Annotated in this window: 9 protein-coding genes; 3 read left to right on the top strand and 6 right to left on the bottom strand. The window is 77.1% G+C overall.

The annotated features are described in order from the left end of the window. Positions 1 to 273: 273 nt before the first annotated feature. Positions 274 to 774, top strand: coding sequence for a GNAT family N-acetyltransferase (locus CNO22_RS23845; RefSeq protein WP_198588567.1), 501 nt, complete (start codon positions 274 to 276; stop codon positions 772 to 774). A 4-nt stretch (positions 775 to 778) separates the two neighbouring features. Here CNO22_RS23845 and CNO22_RS23850 read toward each other — a convergent pair whose 3' ends face one another. Both CNO22_RS23850 and CNO22_RS23855 read right to left on the bottom strand, forming a co-directional pair. After that, positions 779 to 1,735, bottom strand: coding sequence for a tetratricopeptide repeat protein (locus CNO22_RS23850; protein WP_100501746.1), 957 nt, complete (start codon positions 1,733 to 1,735; stop codon positions 779 to 781). A gap of 71 nt (positions 1,736 to 1,806) precedes the next feature. Next, positions 1,807 to 2,202, bottom strand: a complete 396-nt coding sequence (locus CNO22_RS23855; protein WP_100501747.1) for an SRPBCC family protein — start codon at positions 2,200 to 2,202, stop codon at positions 1,807 to 1,809. Positions 2,203 to 2,309: 107 nt separating this feature from the next. Between CNO22_RS23855 and CNO22_RS23860 the strand changes: the two genes are divergently transcribed. Further along, on the top strand, positions 2,310 to 2,804 hold the full coding sequence (locus tag CNO22_RS23860; RefSeq protein ID WP_100501748.1) for a hypothetical protein: 495 nt from the start codon (positions 2,310 to 2,312) through the stop codon (positions 2,802 to 2,804). On the opposite strand, the gene CNO22_RS23865 is transcribed toward CNO22_RS23860, so the two are convergent. Next, positions 2,797 to 3,144: a cupin domain-containing protein gene (locus CNO22_RS23865; protein WP_157937092.1), complete on the bottom strand. Its 348-nt coding sequence runs from the start codon at positions 3,142 to 3,144 to the stop codon at positions 2,797 to 2,799. The two genes, CNO22_RS23860 and CNO22_RS23865, sit on opposite strands and share 8 nt — an antisense overlap. After that, positions 3,141 to 4,412 (bottom strand): competence/damage-inducible protein A, encoded by a 1,272-nt coding sequence (locus tag CNO22_RS23870; RefSeq protein ID WP_100501750.1) that lies wholly within the window; start codon positions 4,410 to 4,412, stop codon positions 3,141 to 3,143. The genes CNO22_RS23865 and CNO22_RS23870 overlap by 4 nt, the downstream gene beginning before the upstream one ends. 123 nt (positions 4,413 to 4,535) lie before the next feature. Between CNO22_RS23870 and CNO22_RS23875 the strand changes: the two genes are divergently transcribed. After that, a complete protein-coding gene (locus tag CNO22_RS23875; RefSeq protein WP_100501751.1) occupies positions 4,536 to 5,381 on the top strand; it encodes a hypothetical protein in 846 nt (281 codons plus the stop codon). A 15-nt stretch (positions 5,382 to 5,396) separates the two neighbouring features. On the opposite strand, the gene CNO22_RS23880 is transcribed toward CNO22_RS23875, so the two are convergent. Both CNO22_RS23880 and CNO22_RS23885 read right to left on the bottom strand, forming a co-directional pair. After that, complete coding sequence (locus CNO22_RS23880; RefSeq protein ID WP_232807305.1) at positions 5,397 to 6,884, bottom strand: protein kinase domain-containing protein; 1,488 nt, start codon at positions 6,882 to 6,884, stop codon at positions 5,397 to 5,399. Between the two features lie 111 nt (positions 6,885 to 6,995). Continuing rightward, on the bottom strand, positions 6,996 to 7,793 hold the full coding sequence (locus CNO22_RS23885; RefSeq protein WP_232807306.1) for a PASTA domain-containing protein: 798 nt from the start codon (positions 7,791 to 7,793) through the stop codon (positions 6,996 to 6,998). Positions 7,794 to 7,964 lie beyond the last annotated feature (171 nt).

Consider the following 7,964-nt stretch of genomic DNA (forward strand, 5'->3'; position numbering starts at 1 on the left):
CTCGGCGGCCAGCCGGTTCTGCGCGGCCAGCAACGGCCGCAGCCGCTCCAGCAGCGCCGGGCCGAACAACGGCGCCAGGTCCTCGCCGGCCAGCGCGTCGAGGGAGGCGAGCAGCTCGTCCACGACACCTCCCACCGACTCGATCGCCTGTTCGAAGTCTAGCCGGGTCGAGGCCGACGATCAACACGAATCCCCAGATCAGAAGCCTATCCACAGATCCAGCGGCCGCCTTGACAGGGGCCCGCGACGTCCGGACCTGACTACCGTGCGCCCGTGCACCTCGAGACCGAGCGACTGCTCATGCCGCCCCTCTCCGGTGAGCACACCGGGGCCCTGGCCGAGGTGTACGCCGACCGGGACGTGGCCCGGTACATCGGCGGAGCGACCCTCGACCCCGAGGGCACCGCCGCCCAGGTCGCCCGCTTCGAGGTGGTCCGGCGCGAGCACGGCTTCGGCCAGAGCGCGCTCCTCGACAGGAACACCGGCGCCTTCCTCGGCCGGGCCGGACTGCACCCCTGGCCGCAGTGGGGCGAGGTGGAACTGGGCTACGTCCTCGCCCGGGACGCGCAGGGCCGCGGTCTGGCCGCCGAGGCCGCTCGGGCGTGGCTGGACGTCGCCTTCGGCGAGCTCGGCCTGCGCCGCCTCACCGCGGTCATCCACCCCGCCAACACACCGAGCCGAGCGCTGGCCGGCCGGCTCGGCTTCCGCGTCCACCGCGAGGAGGTGACCCCGGCCGGCGTCCGGGTCCTGGTCCACGAGCGGCACGCGTCGTGACCGGTCAGTCCTCCTCGAGCAGCCGCCGCAGCGCGGTCGCGGCGAGCGCGTCCCCACCGGCGGCGCCGAGCCGCAGGTGGAACTCGGCGCCGTCGAGGTCGCCGCGGTCCAGGAGCAGCCCGGCGAGGTTGCGGTGGCTGTGGTCGTCCCCCGCGGCGATGCCGCTGCGGTAGGCGGCCTCGGCGGCGTCCAGTTCCCCCAGCTCGTCGGCGTACAGGTTCCTGAGCGGGAGCCGGCTCCCCACCTCGCCTTTCGCAGCCCCGGTCTCGAGCACCTCCCGCGCCTCGTCGACCCGACCAGTGGTGCGGAGCAGAACGGCGAGGTCGGCGCGCGCGGACTCGTAGTGGTCGACCCCCTCCCGCAGCGCCTCTTCCAGGGAAGGGTCGAGCGTGCGGTCCCAGCGCCAGCAGGCGACGACGCCGCCGGCCGTCAGGTGCCCGGCCTCGGCGGCCCGTGCCGCGACGCGTTCGGCCTCGTCCCGGTCCCCCAGTCCACGCAGCAGGAAGGCCAGCTGCAGGGTCCCCTCGAGGTCCCCGACGGCCTCCGCTGCCCGGAACGCGCGCAGCGCTCCGGCGAGGTCGCCGAGCGCCCAGAGCGCGGTGCCGATCGGGGCCTGGGCACCGCGGTCACCTCCCGCGAGCGCAACCTCCAGCACCGGCAGCGCCTCAGCCCACCGCTCGAGGTCCAGCAGCACCAGGCCGAGGTCGAGCCGGGCGTCCTCCTCGCCACCCTCGACCGCGGCCGTGAAGGCGTCGAGCGCCTCGTCCAGGAGGCCCAGTTCCCTCAGCACGTTGCCGAGACCGAAGGACGCCACCGCCGAGCCCTCCGCGGCCGCCTCCTCGAAGCAGCGCCGGGCGTCGGCGGGCCGTCCGGCCTCGGCGAGGTCGTAGCCCAGGTCGTACAGCTCGTCGGCGTCCCCGCTCCCGAGAAGACGCGCCAGCCGGGCGTCCAGACCGTCCACGCGTCCACGATGGCGGGTCGGAGCGGCGGCGGTCGGCAGGCTCGCAAGCGCATCACCCGACGAGGACGGCGTCAGCGCAGCGGGCGGACCAGCCGGCCGATCGCGAGATGCGCCAGCGGCACGTACCCGACCACCAGCGGCGCCGGCCCGGAGACCCGCAGCCCCGTCGTGCTACCGCCGTCCGGCCCCTCGGTGACCCAGTGCAGCAGGTGCAGCCGCACCGGCCCGAGCGACACCGTCCACGACCAATGCCGGGCCGCCTCGTCCACCGTGTCGACGACGAACGGCAGCGTGACGCCCAGCGGCCCGCGGATCCGTCCGCGCACGCCCGCCGCCAAGCGCGACACCGGCAGCTCCACGCCGGTGATCTGCGGTGCCAACTGGGGCCACCGCGCGGGGACGGCGTAGCGCTCCCAGGCCTCGTCCGGCCCGACGGGCCCGGTCGCGTGCAGGGTCAGGGTGGTCACGACGCCTCCATGCGCCCAGCGTGCCCGCCACGGGGGGAGCCCGGCCTCCCGGGAACGCGTCCGCCGACGAGGGACGCCGACGGAGTCCACCCCACTACCGTCCGCACATGGCGCTGCCGAGAGCCCTCCTCCTGCTGATCGACCCGGCACAGGTCTACGTCGACCGGCACGCGGCGGACCGGCGGCAGCACGGGCCACCCCTGCACCCGGGGGCCGCCGTCTCCGGACCCGGTGTCCCGGGCGGGAGCCGGGCAGCCACCGACGACGAGCGGGTCGCGCTGGCCGAGGAGGCCGCCCGGTACCGCGGCGACCACGAGGCCGCACTGACGGACGTGAGGCGGCGCTGGGCGCCCCAGCTCGAGCGCGCCGCGGAGGAGCTGCTCGACACGGGGACCACGCACGTCCGCCTGGCGGACCGGACGGTGGACGCCCGGATGATCACGTTCTGGCGCGGCGACCACCTCCTGCAGACGGTCACGCAGGCGCCGCGCGGCGGGGGGAGATCGCTCACCCGCATCAGCCGGGACCCCCGGCGCGGTGGCCCGGACGTCCTCCTCGACCTCCTGGCCAGGGCGGCGGCGAAGGGTCGGCCGGTCAGGTAGCGGTCAGCGGACGGGCGTGGCACTGCACCACGACGGCGGTCAGCCCGTCGTCGGACCCCGATGCGTGGTCCTCACCCGGTGCCCACAGCGCGGCCGCACCGGCCGTGACCGGCCGCCGCTCTCCCTCGGCACCGGACACCCAGCCGTTGCCGGAGACGACGAGGAACAGCTGCCACAGCCGCGTCGGGTGCCGGCCGATCGACCCGCCCGGCGCCAGCCGGACGACGTCCACCGCGAACCCGTCCTGCGGGTCCTGCACGAGCGCCGCACGCAGCAGCTCCGCGCCGGAGCTGCCGTACGACGAGAGCTGCCGGGCGGGCAGCGTCAGCAGCTCCATCACGCGGGCGGGCCGCCGAGCAGGAGCTGGCGCAGCATGTGCATCGCCAGGGTCACCGACCGGTGCCGCACCGCCGACCGGGAGCCGGGCAGCACCACCGAGCGTGGCTGGCGCCCGTCGGGCCCGACGGCGCACAGGTGCACGGTCCCGACCGGCTTCTCCGCGGAGCCGCCGCCCGGGCCGGCGATGCCGGTGATCCCGACCCCGACGTCCGCGCCGAGGCGCTCCCGCGCCCCCTCCGCCAGCGCCGCCGCGACCTGCGTGCTCACCGCGCCGTACGTCGCCAGCATCTCCGACGGGACGCCGACCAGCGCCTCCTTCGCGGAGTTCGCGTACGAGGCCACCCCGCCGAGCACCCACGCCGAGGACCCGGCCCGCTCGGTCAGCCGCGCCACCAGCAGCCCGCTGGTGCACGACTCCGCCGTCGCCACGGTGAGCCCGCGGTCGGCGAACGCCGAGGCCACCAGGTCGTCGATCGTCGGACCGGTCGAGAACAACTGCGGCCCGTGCGCCTCGCGCACCGCCTCGACCAGCCGGTCGTACTCCGGCTGCGCCTCCGGGCCGTAGCGGGTGACGATCTCCAGCTCGCCGTCCCGCAGGCAGGTGGTGACCTCCAGGCCCGGCCACTCCGACTGCCGCAGCGTCACCGCCAGCTGCGACTCCAGCGTCCCCCACAGCCGCAGCGTCTCCTGGCGCAGCTCGCTGCGGCCGGCCAGCGCCCGCTGCACCGGCTCGGCGGCCAGCGCCGCCGGCCACATCCCCTGCAGCTCCGACGGCGGCCCGGGGAGGACGACGACCACGGGCCCGTCCCGCCCCTCCGCCGGGGGGACGACGAGACCCGGCGCCGTCCCGACCGGCGGCAGCACCGTGGCCCCCTCGGGCACGAGCGCCTGCTTGCGGACGCCGGCCGCCGTGGCCTCGGAGTCGGCGCGCCACCCGCGGCCGTCCATGAGCCCCTCGACGATGCCGGCGATCTGCCGCTCCAGGTCCGGGTCCACCGACGAGGGCCGGCCCTGCACCTCGCCGACCACCTGCGCGGTCAGGTCGTCGGCGGTCGGGCCGAGCCCGCCGGACGTGATGACGACGTCCTCGTCGGCGAGGAAGCGCAGTGCGTTGCGCAGGTCCTCGGGCCGGTCGCCGACGACCAGCACCGCGCCGACGTCCACGCCGAGCCGGCGCAGCTCCTCGGCCAACCACGGGCCGTTGCGGTCGCTCACCCGGCCGGTGAGCACCTCGGTACCGGTGACGACGATCCCTGCGCGCACGGCCACCCGGCCGACCCTAGTGAGAGCTCGGCCCGCCCGCGTTTCCTGCCGGGCGCCCGGCCGCCCCGCCACTAGCGTGCGGAGACGAACCGGTCCGGCGCGCGCCCGCGCTCGAGCGAGGAGGAACCCGTGACGCACCCGAGTCCCACCCCCGAGCCGCCGGCACCGCGCGACCCGACCGGACCCGGCACGCAGGAGATCGCGTTCGCCCCCGCCGGGGCGACCGCCGCCGGCACGCACCAGATGCCGCGGGTGGACGCCGACCCGCTGCCCGGCGGCGTCCAGCCCACCGGCCCGGTCGCGACGCTGCCCGAGCCGCCCGGTGTCGGCGCCACCGCGCCCGCCGGCCCCGCCGGCACCACGGCGACCGCCGGCACCGCCGGCACCGCCGCAGCGAGCCACCCCGTCCACGCCGCGACAACTGTCGACACGGCGGCAGCGAGCGACCCGACCGGCACCCCGGCGGCCGCCGACACCGTCGACGCCCCGCTCGGCCTGCCGCTCACCGCCGACGAGAGCCCCCGCCGAACCCGGACGCCGCGCACGCCGCGCGCGCCCCGCGCGCCGCGTCCTCCCCGCACCCCGCGCGCGCCCCGCACCGCACGGTCACCGGAGGAGCGGGCGCTCCTCGCCGGCACCGGCCTCACGGCACTCGCCCTGCTGCTGCTCCAGCTGGGCCTCGGCCTGGGCTTCGGCGAGGCGCCGCTGTGGTCGACCGTGACGCTGTGGTCGGTCTTCGCGACCCTCGCGACCCTCGTCGGGGCGCTGCCGTTCGCCGGCCGCGTCGTCCCCGCGGCCCGGCAGCACCCCGACGCGGCGTGGAAGGCCGCGGCCGGCGGGCTGACCGGCGTGGCCGTGTTCTGGGTGCTCGTGGTGCTGCCGCGCGTCGACAGCGACCGCGGCTTCGTCCTCACCGCCGCGCTGGCCGCCCTCGGCGCCGCGCTCTGGATCGCCCCCAGCCGCAGCCGGGGCTGACGAGCAGCGGCGGGGTCAGCCCCGGCCGTTCCCCCTGCCGGAGTTGTCCGGCTTCTCGTCGTCCTCGTCCTTCCCCCTGTCCTCGCTCCGGCCCGGGCCCGACGCCTCGTCCGAGTCGTCGACGACCACTGGAGCGGGCGCGGGAGCCGGCGCGGGAGCCGGCGCGGGAGCCGGAGCGGGGTCCGGGGCCGGAGCGGGGTCCGCGGCCGGCGCGGAGCCGACCTGCTCCACGACGGGCGCCGGCGCGGGGGCGACCGGGACCGGCTCCGCGGCCGGCGTGGCGACCGCGACCGTCAGCGTGACCAGGTCGCCCGGCGCCAGCGCACCGACCGGCCCGAGCGCGACCACCGACCCCGCGGGGACGTCGGAGCGCTCCACGGTCTCCCGCTGCACCCGCAGGCCCAGCGCCGCGAGCTCCGCCTCGACCTCGCCGGCCGGGCGCCCGAGGTGGTCGGCCGCCGCGACCACCAGCGCCGCCACCGGCTCCACCGGCGCGCCGGTCGGGGCGGCGGTGTCGGCCACGGCCACCGGCGGCCCGGCGTCGAGCACCTGCAGCGCCCCCACGCCCAGCCCCACGCCGAACAGCAGCGCGGCCGCCGGCACCAGCAACCGCCGCCGGGACACCCGGGTCGGCAGCGCGGCGGTGGTCGGCGGCAGCGGCGCCAGCGAGCGGCCGGCACGGACGGCGTCGGCAGCGGCGCGGAAGGCGGCGCCGTCCGGGAAGCGCAGCGCCGGGTCCTTGACCATGGCGCGGGCGACGAGGGTGCGCAGCGCCTCGGGGACGTCGTCGGGCAGCGGCTCGGGCTCGTCGCGGATCTGCGCCAGCGCGATCTGCACCGGGCTCTCCCCGTCGAACGCGCGGCGGCCGGCCAGGCACTCGTAGGTGATGGCGCCGAGCGCGTAGACGTCGCTGGCCGGGCCGGCCTTGCCGCCGTCGGCCTGCTCCGGCGACAGGTAGTGCGCGGTGCCGACCACCTGGCCGGTGCGGGTGAGCGGCACGCTCGACGCCGACCAGGCGATCCCGAAGTCGGTGATCTTGACGACGCCGTCCCAGCCGACCAGCACGTTGCCGGGCTTGACGTCGCGGTGCACCACCCCGGCGGCGTGCGCCTCGGCCAGCGCCGCAGCGGTCTGCCGGACGATGTCGAGCGTCCGCTGCGGGTCCAGCCGGCCGCAGCGGGCCAGCAGCGCCGACAGCGGCTCGCCCTCCACCAGCTCCATCACCAGGTAGGCGCAGGTCTCCCCGCCGGCCGCCACGACCTCGCCGTAGTCGTGCAGCGCCGCGACGTTCGGGTGCACCAGCCGCGCGGTGTGCTGGGCCTCGGCCCGGAACCGGGCGAGGAAGGTGGGGTCGCCGGTGTACTCGCTGCGCAGCACCTTGACCGCGACCACCCGGTCGAGCAGCACGTCGTGGGCCCGCCAGACCTGGCCCATACCGCCGGTGGCGAGCAGCGAGCGCAGCTCGTAGCGGCCGCCGAGCGTGCGCACCCCCGGCTCAGCCACCCGATCCTCCTGCCCGCGACCATCCCCAGCGCTCCCCCAGCGCCTTCCCAGCGTGCCAGCCGGGGCCCGCGCCGACACCCTGGAGCGGGAGGACCACCCGTCCGGGAACGGTCAGCTGTCGTCGCGGTCCCGGTCGCGCTCCCCGTCGCCGCCGCTGTCGCTGCCGCTATCCCCGCTGCCGTCGCCGCCGTCCCCGTCGCCGGACCACGACGGAGCGGCCGACGACGTCCCGGCCGTGCTCGTCGGGGCCGACGGGCTCGACGGGGCGGCCGGCTCCTCCGCCTCCGTCGAGGTGGAGGTCGCCGGCGTGCTCGACGTCGGGGCGGGCGGCGTGCCGGCCGGCAGCTCCTCCGGCGTGGCGGTCGGGGTGGCGGCGGCCTCGGTGGGCTCGGGCTCGGGCGCCGGCTCGGGCGTCCGCCGCTGCTGCTGCGGGTCGGCGTCGGTGTCCTCGGAGACGCGGGTGGCCGGGGAGGAGTCGCGCTGCCGCGGGGCGGGCTCGGGCGCCACGGCGTAGCTGACCCGCACCACGTCGCCGGGCCGCAGCTCGGCGCCGGCCGGGTCGACGGCGGTCACGGTGCCGGGCGCGGCGTCCCCGGTGACCTGCTCCTCCCGCTGCACCAGCAGACCCAGCGCGGACAGCGCCAGCGCCGCCTCGTCGACCTGCCGCCCGACGTAGTCCTCGACGGCCAGCACGATCCGGGCGTCCTCGGTTTGAGCGGCGACCACGGTCGGTCCGGCGTCCTCGTCGCTGGAGACGGCCACGAAGACCCCGGCGGCCGCGCCGGCACCCAGCAGCAGCGTCACGACCGGCACCAGGACGGCGGCCAGCCCGCGCCGGCGTCGCGGCGGCGGGCCGACGGTCCGGGCACCGGACGCGGAGGGGACGGCGGCCGTCACGGGCGGGGCCACGGCGGCGACGCGGCGGGTGGGGGCGCTGTCGCTTACAACCCGTTGACGCTGCCGTCGAATCCCTACGTGTCGCGCACGGAGGACTACCACTCATCAAAAAAACAATAACTAACCTAGTGAGAGACGCATGACTACAACTGAACTATCTACACAAAGATTATCAGATACCAG

It is taken from the genome of Geodermatophilus chilensis, from assembly GCF_002802985.1.
Taxonomy (GTDB): domain Bacteria; phylum Actinomycetota; class Actinomycetes; order Mycobacteriales; family Geodermatophilaceae; genus Geodermatophilus; species Geodermatophilus chilensis.